This is a genomic window from Paenibacillus sp. ICGEB2008, assembly GCF_000307675.1.
In the GTDB taxonomy this organism is placed as follows: domain Bacteria; phylum Bacillota; class Bacilli; order Paenibacillales; family Paenibacillaceae; genus Paenibacillus; species Paenibacillus polymyxa.
Map to the genome: position 1 here is coordinate 15885 of NZ_AMQU01000023.1, position 21854 is coordinate 37738.

Sequence of the window (21854 nt, forward strand, 5' to 3'; positions counted from 1 at the left end):
TTGCTATGTAGAAAGGAGTAATATTATCGCTCTCGAATAATAAAAAGCACCGGAGATTTCTCCGGTGCTCAGAGTATCGAGAAACTTTCTCGACAGCTTTTTTTATGTGTTTATATTCTTATCTTCAGTGATCTTTTCAATTATATTATTTTGATTTTAAAACACTGTCCAATATTAGGAATCTAAAATATTATTTCTGAGTAGAGCGAAGCTTAGCCTTATATACTTAATTTTTTCCGATTAGAAGTTTGTTTTTTTCCAGTCAGTCTCACATTTTTTTTTCGTATGTTATAAAACCTTCAGTCGAAAACCTTTTCTCAAGCGCCCTACTAGCCTCATATTTACTACAATCCTTTTCCACATAAATTTCATCTTGTGAAAATAATATAAATATAGAACTAGATACATCGTTATTCGCCAAATAGAAACCCAATAATTCGTTGTATTGAGTACTAAAAAACATACCTATATATTCTACTCTGAGTTTAATATTTTCTTTAGATTCAATCAATCCTTCATAACTTGCAAATAAATTAAAATCATCCAAATCGTAAATTCTATTCACTGAGATTAACGGATTCATGCCTCTTATATATAAGCCTATAACATTACCATCACCTTTCTCAAGGAAAAGGACATGGTCTAATCTCTCATTATCATCCTCATCATGTAAATAAATAATATTTGAGATTTCTTTTTGCTCGAAAAAATAATCAAACTTTTTTGTAAACGATATTATATAGTTATTCATAGTCGTCCTCACTCTCTAGTCAAATCTAATTCTGATTTTAACTTACTTGATAAACGATCTCCTTTTTTATTTAAGAAAGTCAATATCTCGTTTGTTTGTCGATTAACTAAAACAACTGCATCCCCCTTAACAAAAGCGTCTACAGACTCGATTGTTTCCACTACTAGATTAGGAAAGTTACGTATTTTCCCCCACGTCGCTTCTACACTCTTATTGGCAGAGTTTTTTATTTATTGAACACAATTCCGCTTAGTCTCATCCAGGTCTTTCATAAAAGAAAGGGACTTTCCCTATACGGCTCATACTCTTTTTTAGAGCAAAACATGTGCTTTTGTTTAGAAGTCGTTGAGGACGCGGCTTATTATAGTACCAAAACCGCGTTTTTTTGAGGTAGCAGCTAAAACAGCACGGGATCGATTACAATGTTATCCTGATAGTCATGTTCAAATCATTAAGTCCACTGAAGCTTACAATATTGTGGCTCAAGGAGCCGGTTGTATGGTGTTGGATTATTTCTTGTCCACGCCTGAGATGAGAACTTGAATCATCAAACAAAAAAGACGAGCCTATCGACTCATCTTTGGAAGTGACTGCTTATTTACGTACGACGTCATAGCCCTTATTCTTCAGCAATTGGTGACTCCATGCTCTCGTTAATCTTGTGGAATGGTCAAAACGATTTTCCCGAAATTTTCTCCCTTTTCCATTCTGAACAGTGCCTCGGTCACTTCCTCCAGCGGATAAATCTCGTCCAAAACAGGATCAATCTTGTGTTCTTCTATGAGTTTGACCATATCAGCAAAATCTTGCTGGCTTCCCATCGTTGAGCCTAAGACCGAGATTTCTTTCACATACATATTGGGTAGAAGCAGATTCGGAATCGGACCTCTCGTCGCCCCGAAGCTGACGATTCGACTTCCGATTTTGCCAAGTGACAGCAGTTTATTGAACACCTCGCCGCCAATACTGTCGACGGATAGATCAATGCCGCCAGTTAGTTTCTCCAATTTCTCCACCCAATCATCTGCTGTGTAGTTGACACCTCCGGTTGCACCCAATGTTTTTGCTTTTTCGATCTTTTCTTCTTTGCTGGATGTCACGTAAACCTCAGCTCCGAGTGCGGCTGCAAACTGAACGAGATAGGTAGCTACACCTCCACCAACGCCGGGGATCAGAACGGTTTCGCCTTTCTTTACCTTGCCTTTCGTCACGAGAGCACGGTAGGCGGTCAAACCGGCGAGCGGGAGCGCTGCTGCTGCTTCCCAAGATAAATGGGACGGCTTTGAATAGACACTTTCCGCTGGTACCTTAACATATTGAGCATACGTTCCGTTAGTAGGAACGCCGAGAATTGTGAATTCAGCCCTTTTTTTGTTCATATCGTTGCCCCAGTTCAAACCTGGATTGATGATCACTTCGTCACCGATTGAGACATCATAAATCTCATCTCCAACCGCAATAATTTCCCCTGCGCCGTCAGAGCCGGGAATAGCAGGTACCTTGGTCCCCGGATATCGGCCTTGTATGACTAGCAAATCCCGGCGATTAAGAGCTGCTGCTTTTAATCGCACGACAACCTCTTTTGAACCAGGTATAGGCGTTTCTACATCTTCCAGCTTCAGTTGGTTGAGTCCGCCAAATTCTCTTAACATCATTGCTTTCATATAATTTTACTCATCCCTTTTACCCTCGGCTTTTGTCATTCGTTTTTAAATATCAAATCATCTTAGCCCCAAACAATTAAAATCATACAACCTTCGAGTAACACGAAGTCAACAATGTTAAAAAGTTTTGTTCTGTATTCGGAATTTACAATTATCGAAGCTTAAAGTATTATTTAAACCATCACCTTCGAGCAACACGAAGGAAATAATAATTTAAATAGCTTCATTCAACATGAGATTGGGGAGGGGTAACATGTATACTGTGAAAGAAGTTGCAGAACTACTTGACTTAACTGTACACACCATTCGCTTCTATACAGATAAAGGATTAGTTCCAGGTTTACAGCGTGATAAAAACAATAACCGTATTTTTAATGACGATTCCATACACTGGCTTACAGGTGCAAAAAACTTAAAAAAGTGTGGTATGTCCGTCGAAGACATCAAAAAATATGTAGACCTATGTTTGGAAGGCGATGCAACCATTGAGGAACGTTATGAAATAATACGCAAGCAAAAAGAAGCGGTTCTCGCTCAATTAGAAGAAGTAAAATTTATGGCAGAATTTATTACCAACAAAGAAGAGCACTACCGTGACATTATAAATCAAGTGATCCCGGATGATACCAATCCTGCCTATTGGTCAAAAGAAACGCCGGTCACATCCTGCCCATTGAAGACTTGTTAGGAGATTTCTGCGTCGACTTTTTGTAATAGAATGATAGCATCAAATCTCAAATCGGGTCGTACCAAGCGCTTTTGCGATTTCCGGATCATTGTGTGAGAAGAAGCTGCTTTGTTTCATATCTAATGCAGCAATTGTCTCCATATCCTCTATGCTTAAATCAAAGTCAAAAATATTGAAGTTTTCAATAATTCTTTCTTTATGGACGGACTTTGGTATTACGACGACTTCTCTTTGTGTTAACCAGCGTAAAATCACCTGAGCCACGGATTTTTGATACTTTTCAGCCAGTGACACCAACACTCCATTATGGAACATATTATTTCTGCCTTCTGCAAAAGGCCCCCAAGACTCAATCTGTACATTGTATTCCTTCATAAGTGTGGCACCTTTAATTTGCTGGCAGAAAGGATGTGTTTCAACCTGGTTAACGGCCGGAGTGACTTCATTATGAAGAATCAAATCAACGAGACGGTCCATCTGAAAGTTACTCACACCGATCGATCTGATTTTTCCTTCATGGTACAATTCCTCCATCGCGCGCCAGGAACCATACACATCACCAAATGGCTGGTGAATCAGATACAGATCCAAATAATCCAACTGTAATTTTTCCAGTGACTTTGCAAATGCCTTCTTTGCACTCTCATACCCCGCATCTTGTACCCAAAGTTTTGTAGTAATAAATAATTCTTCTCTCGGTACGCCGCTCCGCTTGATAGCTCTGCCAACTGCTTCTTCGTTTTGATAAGCCGCAGCGGTATCGATTAGACGATAGCCTGCCATAAGAGCGTCATAAACGCTTTGTTCGCATTCTTTCGCATCTTTAATCTGATATACCCCAAAACCAATGATAGGCATTTCAACACCATTGTTCAGTATTACTTTTTGCATATAAACCTCCCGGAAAGTAGTTTTTCATCATTTCTATCAGGTATTTAAATTTTGCTATCCGAAACAGCAATTTTCAACCTATGTCAGTTAATTAAAACCAACAATAGAGTGCGGCACATACGGCTCTTCCAGGAATGCTACTTCTTCCGTTGTTAATTTCACAGTAAGTGCAGCTACAGCCTCTTTAAGATGAGATATTTTTGTAGCACCGATAATAGGAGCAGTTACCGGTGCTTTTTGCAACAACCAGGCAAGTGCAATTTGTACGCGGGGAACACCATGTTTTTCTGCAATGTTCGCAACCCTCTCCACAATCCATCGGTCGGCATTTGCTGTTGCATCATATTTTGATTTTTGAATATCATCGGTTTCAGATCGATAGGTTGTTTCCTCCGGATCACGGGTCAATCTTCCCGATGCAAGCGGGCTGTATGGAATTACACCGATTTTTTCTTCCCTGCACAATGGAAGCATTTCTCTCTCCTCTTCACGGTAAATGAGATTCAAGTGATTCTGCATGGATACAAACCGAGTCCATCCATTTTTCTCGGCAACATGCAATGCCTTCTGAAATTGCCAAGCATACATAGCGGATGCCCCAATGTATCTGGCCTTTCCTGCCTTCACTACATCGTGCAAGGCTTCCATCGTTTCCTCAATAGGCGTATTGTGATCCCAACGGTGAATTTGATACAGGTCTACATAATCAGTACCTAGCCGTTTCAGACTTTTATCGATCTCGCTCATGATGGCCTTGCGAGAAAGACCTGCGCCATTAGGTCCTTGATGCATACGTCCATGAACTTTCGTTGCGATTACAATTTCATCCCGGATGGCATACTCCTTAAGCGCGCGTCCCAAAATTTCTTCGCTTGATCCAAGAGAGTATACTTAGCCGTATCAAAAAAATTAATGCCAAGTTCAAGCGCTTTTTTAATAACCGGGCGACTACTCTCTTCATCAAGTACCCATTGATGAATCCAACGTTTCGCATCGCCAAACCCCATACAGCCGAGACAAAGCCGTGATACATCCAAACCGGTATTTCCAAGCTTCACAAATTCCATTGAATTGACCTCACTTTACAATAAAATGATGTTTTAATGAGTGCAGTATGTTGTTTATACGTAGTAGCCTACCATCTTCGTGTAACTCGAAGTCAATACGTTTGAGTCAGTTTATTTAAAATTTTTGTCAGCAGGACTTATATGTATACAATGGCATGATGCAACCCAACGGCTTAATATGTTTGAACATACGGTGTGCTTTTATACAGATGGCGAGCCCCTCACTGTTCATAACAGATAAAGGCTCGCCATCTCACCAAGCTTTTCTTTTATTGTTGTATAAATATCTTGCCCTGATCTGAAGCCAATTTCACTTCATTCGATCTTTTGCTTCCTTTAAATATGAAATAAAGAGCTAAAATCATAAACAGCAATGCAGAAAAACATTAACCTTCTTTTATTCTTGATTTCAATGGCCTGCAGATACATCTTTCATAGCATTTCGATCATGTTTATATTTGAAGCTTACAGCAAAAATAATTGCAAGTACGAGTGTATATGCTCCAAAGGTCAACCAGATACTTTGCCAATCTTTCACACCATCTACCGTGAAATAATCTACGACCTTTCCACTTGCAATGGCGCCTACATATGCTCCGATTCCATCAACCATGGCTAAAAATAAGCCTTGCGCACTTGCGCGAATACGAGGATCGACTTCTTTTTCTACAAAAATGGCTCCAGAGACGTTAAAGAAATCAAATGCACAGCCGTACACAATCATGGATAACAGAAGGAAAGTGAATCCCATACCGGATGGGTTACCATATGCGAAAAATAAAAAGCGTAATGTCCAAGCCACCATACTAATGAGCATAACCTTTTTAATTCCAAAGTTACGTAAAAAGAATGGGATGGCAAGGATAAAACACACCTCAGCAATCTGTGATACCGATAATAAAATAGATGGATACTGTACGACCAGGCTATCTTTAAATTCAGGATTCAGTCCAAAATCATGCAAAAACGGATTACCAAATGTATTGGTTATTTGCAAGGCAACACCTAGAAGTGTTGAGAAAAGAAAGAATATAACCATTCTTTTCTGTTTGAACAGTACAAACGCATCCAAGCCTAAAAGACTAATCCATGACTTTTCTCTCTTCTCGTTAGAGGTTGGGCAATCAGGCAGCGTAAGTGAGTATAGGGCTAGCAAGAGCGAGATACTCGCAGCTATATATAACTGGATGTTGCTTAACTCAAATCCGCTAAGACTAACTACCCACATGGCAATAATGAACCCGATTGTTCCAAAAACGCGAATTGGTGGGAAATCCTTTACTGTATCCAATCCCGCTTTCTCAAGCGCAACGTATGATATAACATTTGTCAAAGCACTTGTTGGCATGTAAACCAACGAATTGAAAAATATTACCCAAAACATAGTCATTGGATCTGAAATGTGTGCTGCTATAAATAAAGAAATCGCACCTAGAACATGGAATATTCCATATAATCTGTTGGCTTTAATCCAACGATCCGCAATAATGCCTGCAAGACTAGGCATGATGATCGCAGCTAATCCTTTTGAGCTATAAACAATTCCAACTTGTGCGCCCGTAAAATGTAATGTATTGATCATATACGAGCCTAGCGTAACAAGCCATGATCCCCAAATGAAAAACTGAAAGAAATTCATTATTCTAAGCCGTGTTTTCATTGCCATTTTTCCTGTCCCCTTTTGAGCTTGAATATTCAAGTTGTTGTGTTACTACTCTTCCGTCGATTCTTCTGTCGGACACACTTGGAAAGGCTTACATTTTGTTATTCATAGTGTAATAGGTAAAGTCATTAAAGTAAAGAACTAAATATATATTTTATAAAAAGTAATGAATTATTCATAATAAATGACTCATAATATACATAATCATTTTATACTTTTTACATAAAATAATAAAAGTTTGTTTTTTCCAAACCAAATGACCTCCGTAGAAGCGGAAGTTATTTGGTTTAACGTTTATCTTTTTATCATTAATTCATGCATAAAACTGGTACTGTGGTCTGGCAATTTGACCCTAAAGTTGTCAGCAACGGATGCTCCAATGTCTGCAAACGTTTTGCGAAGAGGCAGCTCTCGGCCTTCCATAAACGCTTTGGAGTAGATGAGTAGCGGCACATATTCACGTGTATGATCGGTTCCGTGATGAACCGGGTCATTTCCATGGTCCGCAGTCAATATAAGCAAATCCTTCTCGGTAAGCTTTTCTAACAGTTCTGGCAACCGAGCATCAAATTCCTCCAGTGCATTGCCATACCCTTGCGGATCTCGGCGGTGACCAAAAAGGGCATCAAAGTCAACCAGGTTTAAAAAAGACAAGCCCGTAAAATCCTTCTGCGCAACTTGAATAAACTTGTCCATTCCATCCATGTTAGATACCGTTCGGATCGCCTCAGTAACGCCTTCCCCATCATAAATATCTGAAATTTTCCCTACAGCAATCACATCCAGATCAGCATCCTTTAATTCATTCATGACCGTCCGGGAAAAAGGCTTCAGTGCATAGTCATGCCGGTTAGCCGTTCGTTTAAACTGTCCCGGCTCCCCTACAAACGGCCTGGCTATGACACGGCCAACCATATAATCACTGTTTTTGGTCATTTCACGTGCCATTTCACAGACATGGTATAACTCATCCAGCGGTACAATCTCTTCGTGAGCAGCAATTTGCAGAACGGAATCAGCTGATGTGTAAACGATCAAAGCCCCCGTTTTCATATGCTCCTCCCCAAGCTCATCTAATATTTCAGTGCCGCTGGCAGGTTTATTTCCGATGATTTTTCTCCCTGATTTTATTTCAAGTTCTTCAATCAAAGCGGCAGGGAAACCATTCGGGAACACTTGAAAGGGGACGTCTATACGTAACCCCATGATCTCCCAATGCCCTGTCATCGTATCCTTCCCGTTAGAGGCTTCCTGCATTTTGGTCCAAAAAGCCATTGGATGATCGGCCTTAGGTACTCCTTGAATTTCTTTAATGTTGGACAATCCAAGTGCAGCCATGTTAGGCATATACAGTCCATTCATTTTTTCTGCGATATGCCCCAACGTATCAGCCCCCTCATCTCCAAAAGCCGCAGCATCCGGTGCTTCTCCAATACCGACTGAATCTAGGACAATTAAATGAATTCGTTGAAATCGTTTATTCATATATCAATCTCTCCTCTCAACACGCACCTTTGTTTTATCTGAAGCATTATTTTTTAGATTTCAAGCAGTAAAACGATACATAAAAGAGGACAGCTTCACTATCCAGTGAAGTTGCCCAATGAATTCATAGATTCTCATATTTTTAAAAAGTTATTTAATGAGAAAATTTGTATCCATCAAATACTTTTAAACCTTCTTCGTTGAGTACTTGTTCAACCAGTTCAGGTCTTTGAGGGCTTTTCTCAAACACTTCATTGCAAGCAATCATGATGTTGCTCCCGGCGATTTCAGCTAACTGATCATGTGATACGCTGTATACTATTTTGCCCAGATTAGACCACACCATGGCCCCCGAACACATAACGCAAGGTTCACAACTTGTATACAAAGTGTATTCGCTCAAATTAAATATATTGTTTTCAGAACAAAACTTCCGGATTAAACCGATTTCTGCATGATGCGTTGGATCACAAAACGTATTAATTTTATTTTCCCCAACCATTACGACTTCCTCCCCTTTGACCAATATCGCACCAAAGGGCTCATTTCCTTCATTTCGGGATTGTAGAGCAACCTCAATTGCCTTTTTCATAAAGATTTCATCTTTGTTCTTCATTCCATATTCCTCCCTAATCTATGATTATTATCCATCTAAGGACGTTTCAAATGGTTAAGATGTCCTTTTTACTTTTTTTCAGTAATTTTGGTAATGATATTCCAATTAAGATAAGAACGATCCCTACATATTGCGGAACACCAATGTGCTCATTCAGGACAAAGACAGACATTAATAAGGCTGTTGGAAGCTCCATTGCACCTAATATTGATGCTATTCCTGATCCCACTAACGGAACACCTTTAGAGAAAAGCAGTGTGGATAGGAAGGGACCGACAAAAGCTAAAACAAACCCGTATTGTACAGCCAGTTGTAATAAAAGCTTTCCGTCTGTTAAAAACGTTGGAGGTAAAATGATCGAACAAACGATGAGGCCTCCGGTAGTCATGAAAGCTGTCTTCATCATCGGATTTGCTTGAACGGCGACCCTACCACTAACGATCATAAAAATAGAATAAGATAATGCTGCAAGCAGACCATACAAAAAGCCAAGCCAATGAACGGCTGAAATTCCAGTTGAATAAATATTAGTTGCGCTTATCGTTCCGATAAGTAAAGGAATGATGGATAGTAACTTTCCTTTTTCAGGAATTCTTCTATTGAAAATTGCCTCTAGCAACACACCGATCCATGTAAACTGAAAAAGGAGTACAATCGCCAAAGAAGCTGAAATATATTGAAGTGAAAGATAATAAAACATTCCTGTAAGCCCCGTTGTAGCCCCTACGGTAACTAATAATATTATTTCCCTTTTACCTGGCGTTACAAACTTCTTCTGTTTTGTACTCTTCGTGCCTTTAGTAACCAGCACTCCGCCCCATAATAATATCGATCCTAAGAGGAGCTGTATTCCAACAACATCATTCACGATATAACCATCTTTATAGGCTAATTTCACAAAAGTCGATAATAAACCATAACAAATTGCACCTAATATGACATATATATACCCTTTCATAACCTCGCCTTTTTCTTCATCGGATTTTATATAATTACTAAACCTTCTCTACAATTCCCTTAACTAAAGCAATGAAATTCTCTCTTACCAAGGCAGCTACCTCAATTACTTCGTCATGACTTAGAGGCTGATCTAGAATTCCACAAGCCATGTTGGTTAAACAGGAGATTCCAAGAACCTTCATATTCGCGTGAACAGCTACGATGGCTTCTGGTACGGTTGACATTCCAACAGCATCTGCGCCTAATGTACGAATCATGCGAATTTCAGCTGGGGTTTCATAAGCTGGACCACTCCACCAGGAATATACGCCTTCGCGTAAAGTTGTATTTTGTGCTTTTGCAACTTCCGTAGCAATTTGTCGCAATTCAGCATTGTACACTTGAGAAAGATCAGGAAAACGAGTACCCAGATCGTTATTATTCGGTCCAATCAATGGATTCGTACCTACCAAATTGAGGTGATCCGTAATCAACATTAACTCACCCGGTTTAAAGTCTTTATTAACGGCGCCACAAGCATTGGTGATGAGCAAGTTTTCTACACCCAGGGCCTTCATCAAACGCACCGGAAAAGTCACTTCATCCAAAGAATAGCCTTCATAGTAATGAAAACGTCCTTTCATTGCCAATACAGTTTTTCCCTTTAGCTCCCCAATAACTAATTCGTTCGCATGACCTAACGCTTCAGATTTTGCAAAGTGAGGAATTTCGCTGTAAGGTATTGTGAAAGGGTTTTCAATTTCGTCAGCCAGTGTTCCTAAGCCAGACCCCAAAATCATTCCGATCGTCGGACGATATGATGTTTTACTCATGATAAAGTCTCTGGTTTCCAAAATATCTTGCATTTTATGCATATTTAATTCCTCCTAAAATAGTTTGCTGTAAGCTATCTGTATCAATCACTTCAAATTGCTGCTCCAACAGCTTTCATTGATTAGTGTAATAGCTTAACTACCTTTTGTAAATAACTATTTATCATTTATATAAAAAGGTTAATTAAATGTTAAATAATTCGTCATTATCTCCAGTTCTTTTTATACTAATTATCAAAAGTTAATTCATGTTTCCTTCATTAGCTCAACGTGTATCTAAAACATCCAAAATTGTACAGATTTAATAATCAGAGTAGATATATCATCAAAAAAGCCCGATAATAATTGTAACTATATATTTATGTCTGAAAACAACATCTTGTATTAAAGATCAAGGGGAAGTTATATGTTAAATAAATTTGAAGAGTTATCATCACCCAAAGCGAAAAACTTAAAACTGTTATATAGCTTAGTTCGTAAATTAGGTCCTGTAACCATTAACACGTTAGCTGAACACACTGGTTTTAAGCATGTAACATGTGGGCGTTTACTTGACGAACTTGTTGCAGAAGATCTCATCTATGATAGTGGGATTGGAAAATCAAGTGGTGGACGTAAACCTCTGGCCTATGTGATCAAACCGGATGCTTACAACTTGATTGGGGTTGAGATTACAAGCTTATACACAACTGTCTTGCTGCTTGATTTAAAGCTAAATATTATAGGCGTCAAAAAATTAAAGATGACCACCGAATGTACTGGAGAGTACACATTAAATTATGTAGCAAAGTGCGTTGAGGATTTACTGGCTGAACATAACGTTCCTAGGGAGAAATTGTTGGGCATCGGCATTGGGGTTCTCGATTCGTTTGATCCGGCAATGGGAGTCATTTCACATCCCCAACTTTTTCCTGCAGGTGGATGGGATATAAATATAATTGAATATTTAAAACATAAAACCAACACTCCTGTATTTCTGGAGAATGGGACCAACTTGGCTGCGCTAGCTGAATATCGTATGAACTTTTGGAAAGAAACAGATAATTTAGTCTTTGTATCCAGTGATATTGGAATTCGATGCGGTACTATTTTTCAAGGCAGATTGGTTAGCAGAAAAAGAGATATGGATGATACCTTTGGGCACATCATCATTGATATTCATGGTCGACGTTGTTCTTGTGGCTCATATGGGTGTCTCCAAGCATACAGTAGTTTGCCTGCTATTCGTGACGAAATGGTTAGGCTCATGAAGCGTGGCAAGCCTTCAATGCTTACGACCGAAGTTAACGATTTCGAAGAGATCAATTTACACCACATTTTATATGCTTTAGAGCAAAACGATGCGCTCTGTTTAGAAGTTGTTGAGGATGCAGCTTATTATTTTGGTGTGGGTCTCAGTAATCTGATTTTTCTGTTACGTCCTGAGATCGTGATTTTCGGAGGAACTCTAGTACCAAAACCGCGTTTTTTTGAGGTAGCAGCTAAAACAGCACAAGATCGACTAAAATTTTATCCTGATAGTCATGTCCAAATCATTAAGTCCACTGAAGCCTACAATATTGTGGCTCAAGGAGCTGGTTGTATGGTGTTGGATTATTTCACTGAAGAGGTACCTGTTTAGCATTTAGTCATCGATTCAAGTTCTTATCCACACCTGAGATGAGAACTTGAATCATTCAAAACAAAAAAAAGACGAGCCAAGCGACTCATCTTTTTGAAGTGACTATTTATTTATGTACGACGGCATAGCCTTTATTCTTCAGTAGATGTCCAGTTGAGATTCGAACGATTCCAGCTCCAAGATCGGTAGCTTACGCTTCAGAGCTTTCTGAATAAAGTACAGATTAATTCCCTGACCGTTAGTTCAATGGATTCATATACAACTAAAATCCAAACTCTGTTACTCTTTCAAGCCACTCACGAATAAGTGACTCAAATAATAGAACCTGTTCAATTTGAAGATTATGGCCTGCTCGATCTAGAACGGCAAAGGTTGCTCTAGGATAATTGTCTAAAATTTTAAAAGCGTCTATGTAACCAACGACTGCATCTTGTCGTCCAAGAGTAAATACTGTTGGTTTATCGAATACTAATTCATCTATATTGGTGGAAAATCCATAGTTTCTTTGAATCTTGCTAAGAAAATCGTAGTCAGCGATCTTACAACCTGCCACGATCTCTTCTGAATACCTCTTCCAATTATATTCATCGAGAACGACTTGATTTGCGCTAAAATCACTTATTTGCTCTTCACTTAAGGTGCCCATAAACTCGCGATCACGATGAACAACAAAATGCTCGGGAAGTATTCTTCTTTTGTGTTCAGGAATAATTAATGGACAAATCAGTGCAGCTCCACCAATACGATCTTTATGTCTATTAATTATTCCTCTTGTAATATAACCACCGTATGATTCGCCTGCTATGAGATAATCTTGGTTTGGGACAAGAGTTTCAATAAAATTTATAACTGCTTCTAGCATATCATTTGAATTACATATTTGATCGTAATCCATTGTTTGTCCCATTCCAGGCAAATCAAGATAGATACGACGCCAACCGGGGATATCTTCAAATATCGGTTCCATACACCCACTCATTAACCGATGGTCTGGTGTAAAACCATGGATCATTATAATCGGTTTGCCTGTACCAATTTCCTCGTAATATATGTTGGCATTCTTGACTTTACAATATGGCATACAGACTCCTCCAATTGATATATTTATAATGTGCTTATACTAAAGAAAAATCTACATTGCTTTATCTAGCACACCAGATCTCCGTTTCGTTTTGATTATATACTCATACATAATATATGTAAAGAACACTTGTTCGCCATAATTGTTTCTGGGGTTAAACTAAATTGCTGTTTTATTATTCATCACCATATAAAGTAGGAAGACCTTGATTCATCAGTGCTTCTGACGAATCAAGGTCCCTACTTTGTCTCAACTATAATGGTTACTCACAATGTGCGGTGTCATAATTAGTGAGAAAATTATCTCTATCCAACTCATGTAAGCCATAAAAATCATAATTAATGAGAATATCCTCATTACTGTAATGGATAAGTATACATCTACTTGTATAGGTTTCATATTATCTTTATTAGCTCAAAGACATCAAAAAAAGCTTGCCAGCGACAAGCTTTTTCAATGTTTAATTTCAACTTAAAATAGCGACTTTCAGCGGGACAATGTTATCGTGGTTTTAGAATTGCTTTCTTGTAAAAAATATGAATTTAGAAGAATCACTTCGGGCGGGGCTTTGCCATGACAGAGCTGCGCGAACCCAACATATAGAACATTCAAAGCAGATACAACGCCATTCCAGCCGCGACTTTGGTGCTGTTTATTTACATTTAACATTGTTACATCACTTCTACTTGGCAATTTATACATCGTTATTTTCTAAAAAATGTTACAACCGCCCTTCTATAAACTGCTCCTTAACTCTTCGGCTGCTGCGGTGTGTACTGCGGCGAATCCGGGACCCGTATCCGAATGGGTGGAAAACTTCCAAGCTCAGACACTGCCTTGCCTTACCACTCTCTGTTTTTTCTCCCATGATTGAGCTGCGAAAGTTAAGTTAGTCATAAGTCCATCTCCATTTCTTTATAATCGGTTCTAAACGCCGATTTTAATTCCGTGGAACAATAAAAAAAAACGGCCGCTGTTCGCATCGTTTGCGACAAGGCCGTTTTTTGTTTTTCGTACGCTAGCTTCAACTTGCTATTCTTGCCAAACACTCATAGGGTCCCATGGCTTGATCTGATCGCCATATTTTCCGGCCAAAAAAGCTTTCATGTCTTCCAGCTTAGCAGGCACCTCGTTCCAAATTGGAAGGGGTGGTAACCCTCGTTTGCTTTTCAATAGGATATCCACTGTAACATACAACCGTTCTGGCTGAATCCAATGAAGGAAGCGGGAAATATCAATTTGCTTGGTCAGGGACAAGGTATCAATTTCGTCATTGTAATGCTTGTTAAACTCGCTAATCAGGTTCAGGAGGTAGTCTCTTTGCTCCTTCACGAAGTCCAGGCCGCAGATGGCGCCATGTCCTGGAACAACGATTTCGGGTTTAATTTCATCAATAATGCGATCAAGCACTTTAACCCAATTGAGGGTTCCCTCTTCGCTGTATGCCGTACAACCGTTAAACACGACATCGCCGGCGAACAGCACCTTTTCTTTTGGCATCCACAGCAGCAAGTCACTGTCAGAGTGGGCCGGAGCTACGTTGTAAATCATAACTTCCATATCGCCAAGACGGATGTTGATATCGTCCTTTATCTCAATATTCGGAAGCACCCATTCTACGCCTTCTAGGTCGAATCCTTCAAATTCCGCTGCAAAAAACCGCTCGCCCGAAGTCGATTCCGGAGAATTCTTTCCTCTTCTGATGACGCTATCCATCCAGGCGATATTTTCGGTGAGACGCTCTCTGGACGCTTCCTTGTGCATAATAATGCAAGCATCTTCAAACACTTTGTTTCCCCAGGCATGGTCACTGTTATAGTGCGAATTCACCACATATGCGGGAGAGCCGCCGTTGCTTACTTCCTTAAAAGCCTCCCGCATTTCCCGCGCATGGAACAAATCGAAGAACGTGTCATACACCAGCCCTCCGCCCTTGTTGATGAACCCGGCATTGGCCCAACTGATGCCGCGATACGGCGAAATACCGGCAAAGACGCCATTTGCGACTTCAAAAAATTTAACGCGAGGTTTTTGGATAATACGTCCATACTTCATGGAAATTCTCCTTTGCGTATATGTTTTTGGGGTAAAGCACACTGATTATGTCTTTAATATAGAGAATCGAAAACATAAATGCAAGCAAGCACTTGCATGCATATATGTTATGCAATATGATAGTAACAGAACAACATCAAACAACATGGATGGTGGCGCTGCAACATGAAGCTAGTAACCTTTCAAACCAAGACATCTCAGGAACCTTTATTTGGGCTTGTAATTAACGAGAAATTTGTCGTGTCTTTTGCCGCAATCATGAAAAAGCAGGGAACATTCGTTGACAGTCTTGAAAGTATGGACAGCTATCTTCATTATTTGCCGGCAAGTTATGATGCCGCTAAGGAATTGATGCAATATGCTGTCGAACTGTCGCATCAATTCAATGAAAATGAAGTCTGCCCGATTGCAGCGGTAAAATTGCTGCCGCCGGTTCCACATCCGGCTGCGCTTATCGATTTCGGGCTGACGCCAAGACATCTGAGAAATGCTGGCGTAAATCTGCTGCAAAGAGAATACACAGGACCGGAAAGAGAAGAACTTAAACGAAAAATTGCTGAAAAATTCCAGCGAGATACGAATAAAGTAATTTTCAGTTATTACAAGTGTAACCATAACGCATTAATTGGCGATGGGGATACGATACATTGGCCTTCGTACTCTTCCTACCTGGATATCGAGCCGGAGCTGGCCTTTGTTACAGGGAAGGGGAACTGCATTGCAGGTCAGTGGCCTGATTTCCTGGCGCTGACTGGACCGACGCGCTGCAAAGATTTTGATCGCAGCAAAGGAATTGGACCATTTCTGGCTACGCCGGATGAAATCGGCAACCCGCTGGCACTGGATGTGGATGTACGGATCGGGGAGAGACTGCATTGGAAGGGAAGCACATCCGAGTATTCTGTACACCCTGCAAAAGTGATGGAGGAGATTCTCAAAGTTTTCACGCCGCTCCCGGGCACGATTATAGGAATGGGGACGATACCGGATTGTTGCGCAATCGAGACCGAACAATGGCTGTTGCCCTCTGACCGAATCCAGATTACATTTGATAAATTAGGCTCGCTCACGCAATTGGTGCCTGATCATGTCAAGATTACTGAACCAAGCCGCTGGGAAAAAAGAAGCGATTTGCCTTAAATAAACGTTTATGAAAATGATGAACCCCGACCCTGCTGCATATGCAAAATCTTGTAGTAGAATAGGTTTAACATATGTAAAAGGAGAAATGCAATGCAAACTTCAGACAGAATCATTGAAGCCGCGACACGGCTCATCAAAAAGAAGGGCTATCGGGGAGTAAGCACCAAAGCCATTGCAACGGAAGCTAAAGTCAATGAATCTACGATTTTCCGGCAATTTGGAAGCAAGCAAGGCATATTGGAAGCCATCATTGAAAGACATTCGGATATCCCGCAATTTGAGAAGCTGTTAAAAGAGGATGCGACCGATAATCCGGAAGTAGATCTGCTGAATGTAAGTCAGCAGTACCGTTTGTTTTTCCATAAAAATGCGGACATCATTTTGATTGGCATCCGTGACAAAGGAATGCTTCCCGAATTGGACAGAGTGCTGGCCGATCCGCCGGTGAAGCTGCACTCCTTGCTAGTTGAATATTTTGAACGCCTGCAGAAGAAAAAAGTTATAGCCAGACAGGATGAGCGTCTTGCCGCCATGACTTTCCTCTCGATGTGCTACGGATTTCAGATGAGCGAGCTGATTCACCGGCAATATCAGTCCCAACTCGTCACCGAGGAAGAGTTCTACAAGCACAGTGTCTCATTGTTTGTTAAAGGAATCTTGTCTCAGTCATAAGCTTTATTGATTTATTTAATGTTAAGTCTAACTTCTCCTCTCAAAACATCACCAATTATTAATCATCACCATATAAAGTAGAAAAGCCTTGATCCATCGGTACTTCTGATGAATCAAGGCCCCCACTTTGTCTCAAACATATATTGAAAAAATCTCATTTATTAATACATTTGTCTCAACTATAATGGTTACTCACAATGTTCTCCTACATTTATTAAATCTTGTAAGCCTTCATCGCTTTTCTTAGCTCTTTAAACGAAGGTCGTTTGCCATACATTAAGACACCCGTACGGTAGATCTTGGCGGCCAGCCAGCCAAATAATAGGATGGAAGCAACTAGAATGGCTAGTGACAGCCAAATTTCCAGCAGACTCGCCCGTTCCAGCCCGATGCGTAGCAGCATGACGGTCGGAGAAAAGAACGGAATGTATCCGGCCACCTTAATGAAAATCGTATCAGGAGCCGCAATATTGAAGATTCCGATGTAAAAGGCTGCCAGTGACAGCACGGTAATCGGCATAATGGCCTGTCCCAACTCCTCAGTACGGCTAACAATGGAGCCCACTGCGGCGAACAGCACTGCATACAGAAAGTAGCCGAGGATGTAAAATATGAGACCATAGCCGAGCACTGCGATGTTCAGCTGCGACAAATCCAGCCCGGCCGAGCTAAGAATGACATTATTATGTGGCAGCATAAGATTGGCACACACAACGGCTGCGAAAACGGCAATTTGCAGCAGACCTACCAGGAAGATGCCAATAATCTTCCCAAACATTTGGGTCAACGGCGACACGCTTGTGATGAGAATCTCCATGATCCGTGAGCTTTTTTCCGATGTTACCTCTGCAGCGATCATATTCCCCGTCATCATGGAAGAGGTGAAGAATAATATCATCAATACATAGACCAAACCATAGTTAATCATGGAGGTCGCTTTTTCTTCTTTCCCCGCAGCTCCCCCTGCCTCAGACGGACTGTCTACTTCCCTGCTATCCACCAATACAGGTGTACTAATTTCACGGATTTGGTCGCTGGTCAGCGACTTGTCGCCCATAATAGCCTTGACCTTTGCTTCCTGAAGTCCCGTTTGCACCAATGTAATTACAGCCGGAGATGGCTCTTTTTCTACAGAGACGTATTCCACTTTAGGAAACGTGTCTCCCTTGGCGGCAGGCTCCGTGAACTGCACGTAACCTTGCAGCTTTCCGTTGTTCAAGGCTTGCTGCATTGCCGGCGCTTGTACGCTGTCATAACGTACCCAGATGGCTGCCGGATTGGACTGCTCCTTGGTAAATCGCTCCAGCTGATTTGCCACTTCTGTCTGGTTCCCGGCAATCAGACCCAAGCGTTGATGTGCGGCTGCAGTTGTGCCGGAACCTCCAGCCCCTTCTCCTTTAAACAAAGAAATCAAATACGGCAGATTCATGCCCAGCGTAATGAGCAAGGCCAATACCAGTGTCGTAATGATAAAGGATTTGGTCCTCGCCTTCTGACGAAACGTAAAACCGATCACCGTACCTAGTCTATTCATGGGAATCCCCCACCTCTCTTATGAAAATTTCGTTGAGCGTAGGTTCCTTGATCTCAAAATGCTCCACATCCGTTTGCCCCAACGCTGTTTGCAAAATTAACTTCGCCGCATCCGGCTGCTCAATATGCAGCATCCAGCCACGATCCATATGCTCTACACGGCGTACGCCCGGCAGCTGTTCCAGTCCGTTCACTTCACCTGTAGTGATGAGGCGAACTTTTTCACGTGGGTAACGGCCCTTAATCTCTTGCACACTTCCCTGCACTACGGTATTCGAGCGGTGCAAAATCGTAATATGTCGGCACAGTTCCTCTACATGCTCCATACGGTGGGTTGAAAATAAAATCGCAGCACCCTCATCCCGTAGTTCCTTCACCGTATCCTTGAGCAATTCGACATTCACCGGGTCCAGCCCACTGAAGGCCTCATCCAAAATGAGCAGCGTCGGACGATGCACCACAGCCGCAATAAAGCCCATTTTTTGCTGATTTCCCTTGGATAGCTCCTCAATCCGCTTGTCGTAATATTCCGGCACTCCAAAGCGCTCTAGCCAGTAGCGTAGACTTTTGTCTGCCTCCTTGGCCGACATTCCCCGTAGCCTGCCCAAGTAATTAATCTGCTCGCTCACCTTCACCTTGGGGTACAGTCCACGCTCCTCGGGCAAATAGCCCATTGTCCGCTGAAGCTCCTTGCTGTAGGGCTTGCCTTCATATTGAATGCTTCCCCCGTCAGGGTAAATCAGGCCGAGCACCATGCGCATCGTTGTCGTTTTGCCTGCTCCATTGCCCCCCAGCAGTCCGTAAATCTCGCCACCGTTCACATTCAGGGATATTCCGTTTACCGCCGTATGATTCCCATATTGCTTCACGACCTTTTCCAATTGCAGCATGCTCATGATTGCTTTACCCCTTCCTTCTTCATGAATGTCTCTGTATCCGTCGATAGTTGTCCCGCAGACCAATGTACTAAAATATCATCCAGCTCCAGACGGCGCACACGGATGGGGCGAATACCCGCTTGTTCCAATATGGCACTGGTCTCTCCAGCTGCCAGCGTTATAATTCGCTGTAAATTCCCATCACTCTCCGTCTCTACAACTCCCGGAAGCTCCGATGCCTCCTCTGGTGTACCTTCAAACCACATTTCCTTGCCATTTTCGAGCAGATGGTCTTTTTCCAGTTTGCCAAGCAGCCTGCCATCGTGCATCAAGACAATATAATCCGCCAAACGCTTGATCTCGTCCATGATATGGGTAGCAATAATGATCGTCGTTTTGCCGTTCTTCATACAATCCCGCAGTTCATCTAGCATGATTTTCCAGGCAAAAGGATCTAAACCTGATGAAGGCTCATCCAGTAGCAACACACGAGGGTGTGGCGCCAAGGCAGCAGCCAATTCAAATTTCCGGCGCTGTCCCTTGGACATACTCGATAATTTCGTATGCGCTGGAACCTGAAAGCGGTCCATTAGACGCTGAAAACGTGTTTCATCCCAGCCGGGATACCACAATGCTCGAAAAGCCGCTGCTGCTTCTGCAGTTAGTCGATCCTCCTCGCGAACCGGCTGCTCCGGTATATACCCAACCCATTGTCGTGTATCTGCCGGCATGCCGTCGGGGTATGCTTGACCGAACCAACGAATCTCACCGGAATCCGGATGAACAAGCTGAGTCAGCAAATGAATCAATGTGCTTTTCCCTGATCCGTTATGTCCAGCCAAAGCGACCACATATCCTGGTTCAACCGTTAAATTAATCGGTCCAATTTTCCGGTCACCCCGGGTTTTATAGACCTGGCTCATCTCAATAATTGGTGCTTTCATCTGTATTTCCGTAGGAACTCCCACATGATTATTCACGGCTGTCACTCCCTCACCTGGACTTCATACCTTCTTTTCACCATTTCTGCAAAAAGCTCCAATAATTCCTGCTCTTTCATCTGTACAGCGATGCCTGTGGCAATCGCCGTTTCCAATGCCTCAGTCACCGCTTTAAGACGGTAACCTGAGCGCATATCATCCTCGACCAGAGCTACGAAGGTGCCCGTTCCTTGCCGGGTACGAAGCAAGCCTTCGTTCTCCAAATCCTGATAGACTCGCCGGACGGTGATTACACTGCAACGGAGCGTTCCCGCAAACTCACGAATGGAGGGAAGCAGCGTTCCCGCTGCAATCTGTCCGGTTACAATGAGTGAACGAAGCTGCTTTTCAATCTGCGCATACAGCGGTTCCGCGCTATTCTCATCAATTTGCACTGGAATATTCACCTGCTTTCCCCCCCTTTTTAGTCATTTTTGTACACATACTACTAAGTTAAGTTCCGTTTCATGAGCTTACGCTGTGTCACCCGATAGGACACTGACATAGCCAGAACTCCTGCTAACAATGCTCCCCACATCACCGGGGACAACAGCAACCATTCCTTACTATAAGAAGCCGTTATCGATACCAGGTTGGCCCCGCATACTCGAGCTATAATCGTAACCATCCCGCACATTAGCATGATCACAATAGATAGCCAGAAGTACTCTTTTCCTCTTTTCAAAAATTCCAAGTGAATATAAATGGCTTGAATGAGCATTCCGTAGCCTATCCAGGTCAGAGCAAACGATACAAAGAATCCTGTGCTGGCATATATCCGAAGCGTACCTGACAATGTAAACAAAAGAGCAAAAAATATCACACTATTCGCAACAAACGCCAACACCGCCTGTTGAATTCGACTCATAATTACCGCTTTCATCGGTATAGGCAAGGTGCGGAAAAAGGCTAGCATGTGCGTATAAGAATCTTCCTGTAAATATTTGAACGCTCGACGGTTATAAATGAACCCTAAAAACGGAATCAACGTCAGCATGATGAAATCAGCTACTGGACTCAAGGCTGCATGCTCACCCCATTGCACACTTACCGCAAAACTCATGGTAAATCCCAAATACGCAATAAACAGCAACGTCCATAGTCCTGCATATGGATTCTTGCGAAAATCCTGACGGGTAATCATCCATGCCTGCTTCATGATTGTCATTTTCTTATCCTGATCCCTTCTGCACTGCTTGTGTAATAACGACTTCGTTCGCTCTTCATTTCAAAGGTGTTACCACAGTATTCAGTGTTATTACTGTATATATCTTTATACACAGTATATAAACCA

General features: G+C 41.7%; 21 protein-coding genes and 1 pseudogene. 4 read left to right on the plus strand and 18 right to left on the minus strand.

The window, feature by feature from the left end:
- Positions 1 to 268: 268 nt before the first annotated feature.
- The 3 genes from C400_RS0120025 to C400_RS0120030 all read right to left on the minus strand — a co-directional run bounded on the left by C400_RS0120025 (position 269) and on the right by C400_RS0120030 (position 2415).
- The gene (locus C400_RS0120025; RefSeq protein WP_017427988.1) at positions 269 to 751 is read right to left on the minus strand and encodes a hypothetical protein; all 483 of its coding nucleotides are present in this window, start codon (positions 749 to 751) and stop codon (positions 269 to 271) included.
- Between the two features lie 8 nt (positions 752 to 759).
- Positions 760 to 912 carry a hypothetical protein gene (locus C400_RS28095; RefSeq protein ID WP_155764930.1) on the minus strand — a complete coding sequence of 51 codons (153 nt, stop codon included), beginning with the start codon at positions 910 to 912 and terminating at the stop codon, positions 760 to 762.
- Positions 913 to 1404: 492 nt separating this feature from the next.
- Positions 1405 to 2415 (minus strand): zinc-binding dehydrogenase, encoded by a 1011-nt coding sequence (locus C400_RS0120030; RefSeq protein ID WP_017427989.1) that lies wholly within the window; start codon positions 2413 to 2415, stop codon positions 1405 to 1407.
- A 253-nt stretch (positions 2416 to 2668) separates the two neighbouring features.
- On the opposite strand from C400_RS0120030, the gene C400_RS0120035 reads away from it, so the two are divergent.
- Complete coding sequence (locus tag C400_RS0120035; RefSeq protein WP_017427990.1) at positions 2669 to 3103, plus strand: MerR family transcriptional regulator; 435 nt, start codon at positions 2669 to 2671, stop codon at positions 3101 to 3103.
- A gap of 39 nt (positions 3104 to 3142) precedes the next feature.
- On the opposite strand, the gene C400_RS0120040 is transcribed toward C400_RS0120035, so the two are convergent.
- From C400_RS0120040 to C400_RS0120070, 7 genes and pseudogenes are all read right to left on the minus strand, one after another.
- Complete coding sequence (locus C400_RS0120040; protein ID WP_017427991.1) at positions 3143 to 3994, minus strand: aldo/keto reductase; 852 nt, start codon at positions 3992 to 3994, stop codon at positions 3143 to 3145.
- An 87-nt stretch (positions 3995 to 4081) separates the two neighbouring features.
- Positions 4082 to 5061 (minus strand): annotated as a pseudogene (locus tag C400_RS0120045) (aldo/keto reductase).
- A 409-nt stretch (positions 5062 to 5470) separates the two neighbouring features.
- Complete coding sequence (locus C400_RS0120050; protein WP_017427992.1) at positions 5471 to 6727, minus strand: nucleoside permease; 1257 nt, start codon at positions 6725 to 6727, stop codon at positions 5471 to 5473.
- 291 nt (positions 6728 to 7018) lie between these two features.
- Positions 7019 to 8209: a phosphopentomutase gene (gene deoB, locus C400_RS0120055; RefSeq protein WP_017427993.1), complete on the minus strand. Its 1191-nt coding sequence runs from the start codon at positions 8207 to 8209 to the stop codon at positions 7019 to 7021.
- Positions 8210 to 8363: 154 nt separating this feature from the next.
- The gene (locus C400_RS0120060; protein ID WP_017427994.1) at positions 8364 to 8825 is read right to left on the minus strand and encodes a nucleoside deaminase; all 462 of its coding nucleotides are present in this window, start codon (positions 8823 to 8825) and stop codon (positions 8364 to 8366) included.
- A 46-nt stretch (positions 8826 to 8871) separates the two neighbouring features.
- Complete coding sequence (locus tag C400_RS0120065) at positions 8872 to 9723, minus strand: DMT family transporter (protein WP_232795399.1); 852 nt, start codon at positions 9721 to 9723, stop codon at positions 8872 to 8874.
- A gap of 97 nt (positions 9724 to 9820) precedes the next feature.
- On the minus strand, positions 9821 to 10639 hold the full coding sequence (locus C400_RS0120070) for a purine-nucleoside phosphorylase (RefSeq protein WP_017427995.1): 819 nt from the start codon (positions 10637 to 10639) through the stop codon (positions 9821 to 9823).
- Between the two features lie 364 nt (positions 10640 to 11003).
- On the opposite strand from C400_RS0120070, the gene C400_RS0120075 reads away from it, so the two are divergent.
- A complete protein-coding gene (locus tag C400_RS0120075) occupies positions 11004 to 12218 on the plus strand; it encodes an ROK family protein (RefSeq protein ID WP_016819555.1) in 1215 nt (404 codons plus the stop codon).
- A 262-nt stretch (positions 12219 to 12480) separates the two neighbouring features.
- On the opposite strand, the gene C400_RS0120080 is transcribed toward C400_RS0120075, so the two are convergent.
- The 3 genes from C400_RS0120080 to C400_RS0120085 all read right to left on the minus strand — a co-directional run bounded on the left by C400_RS0120080 (position 12481) and on the right by C400_RS0120085 (position 15354).
- Complete coding sequence (locus C400_RS0120080) at positions 12481 to 13299, minus strand: alpha/beta fold hydrolase (protein ID WP_017427996.1); 819 nt, start codon at positions 13297 to 13299, stop codon at positions 12481 to 12483.
- 721 nt (positions 13300 to 14020) lie between these two features.
- Entirely contained in the window at positions 14021 to 14167 is a 147-nt protein-coding gene (locus C400_RS28750) for a hypothetical protein (protein ID WP_155764931.1), read from the minus strand.
- A gap of 164 nt (positions 14168 to 14331) precedes the next feature.
- Complete coding sequence (locus C400_RS0120085; protein WP_017427997.1) at positions 14332 to 15354, minus strand: MBL fold metallo-hydrolase; 1023 nt, start codon at positions 15352 to 15354, stop codon at positions 14332 to 14334.
- Positions 15355 to 15519: 165 nt separating this feature from the next.
- Between C400_RS0120085 and C400_RS0120090 the strand changes: the two genes are divergently transcribed.
- Both C400_RS0120090 and C400_RS0120095 read left to right on the plus strand, forming a co-directional pair.
- Positions 15520 to 16494 carry a fumarylacetoacetate hydrolase family protein gene (locus tag C400_RS0120090; protein ID WP_017427998.1) on the plus strand — a complete coding sequence of 325 codons (975 nt, stop codon included), beginning with the start codon at positions 15520 to 15522 and terminating at the stop codon, positions 16492 to 16494.
- A 93-nt stretch (positions 16495 to 16587) separates the two neighbouring features.
- Positions 16588 to 17169, plus strand: coding sequence for a TetR/AcrR family transcriptional regulator (locus C400_RS0120095; protein WP_013369248.1), 582 nt, complete (start codon positions 16588 to 16590; stop codon positions 17167 to 17169).
- A 214-nt stretch (positions 17170 to 17383) separates the two neighbouring features.
- Here C400_RS0120095 and C400_RS0120100 read toward each other — a convergent pair whose 3' ends face one another.
- Genes C400_RS0120100 through C400_RS0120120 form a run of 5 tightly spaced genes read right to left on the minus strand, consistent with a single transcriptional unit; the run spans position 17384 to position 21728 of the window.
- Positions 17384 to 18703, minus strand: coding sequence for an ABC transporter permease (locus C400_RS0120100; protein WP_017427999.1), 1320 nt, complete (start codon positions 18701 to 18703; stop codon positions 17384 to 17386).
- On the minus strand, positions 18696 to 19598 hold the full coding sequence (locus C400_RS0120105) for an ABC transporter ATP-binding protein (protein WP_017428000.1): 903 nt from the start codon (positions 19596 to 19598) through the stop codon (positions 18696 to 18698). The genes C400_RS0120100 and C400_RS0120105 overlap by 8 nt, the downstream gene beginning before the upstream one ends.
- The gene (locus tag C400_RS0120110; protein WP_017428001.1) at positions 19595 to 20560 is read right to left on the minus strand and encodes an ABC transporter ATP-binding protein; all 966 of its coding nucleotides are present in this window, start codon (positions 20558 to 20560) and stop codon (positions 19595 to 19597) included. Before C400_RS0120110 ends, C400_RS0120105 begins: the two co-directional genes overlap by 4 nt.
- 5 nt (positions 20561 to 20565) lie before the next feature.
- Positions 20566 to 20967 (minus strand): GntR family transcriptional regulator, encoded by a 402-nt coding sequence (locus tag C400_RS0120115; protein ID WP_017428002.1) that lies wholly within the window; start codon positions 20965 to 20967, stop codon positions 20566 to 20568.
- A 41-nt stretch (positions 20968 to 21008) separates the two neighbouring features.
- Positions 21009 to 21728 carry a hypothetical protein gene (locus C400_RS0120120; RefSeq protein ID WP_016819546.1) on the minus strand — a complete coding sequence of 240 codons (720 nt, stop codon included), beginning with the start codon at positions 21726 to 21728 and terminating at the stop codon, positions 21009 to 21011.
- Between the last annotated feature and the right edge of the window lie 126 nt (positions 21729 to 21854).